The 464-nt window shown below is 66.4% G+C and carries 1 protein-coding gene; it reads left to right on the forward strand.

Features of this window, described 5'->3' with window-relative positions:
- On the forward strand, positions 1 to 464 hold a 464-nt coding region (locus JMF97_RS30640; RefSeq protein WP_203224675.1), incomplete at both ends, for a DNRLRE domain-containing protein.

The raw sequence follows: 464 nt of genomic DNA on the forward strand, positions 1-464 counted from the left end.
CCCGGTCCGGGTGGACCCGACCACCACCACCGGTACGACCGGCGACGTCTACGTCGACAACGACTCCGGCACGACCAACCACAACGGTGACAACCTGCCGGTCGGCACTTACAACGGCGGCACCGTTAAGGCCCGCTCATTCATCCACTTCGACGAGTTCGACGACGACGGCCTGATGGACAAGCGGATCACCGCCGCGAAGCTGAAGCTCTTCCACACCTGGTCGTACGACTGCACGTCGCACAAGCCGTTCAACGTCCACCGGGTCAACGAGGCGTGGACGGTGGCGAACCTGACCACGGGACGCTACCCCGGTCCGGCGATCTCGTCGTCGATCGGCTCGCTGACGATCACCGACAACTACCCGGCCTGCACGAACACCAACGCGTTCCGCAGCACCCGCAAGCGGGCCACCGTGCCGCTCGCCGTCGCCACCCTCAACACGTCTGCGCGGGGCGCGGTGT

Source organism: Micromonospora fiedleri, from assembly GCF_016774385.1.
GTDB classification, from domain to species: Bacteria; Actinomycetota; Actinomycetes; order Mycobacteriales; family Micromonosporaceae; genus Micromonospora; species Micromonospora gifhornensis.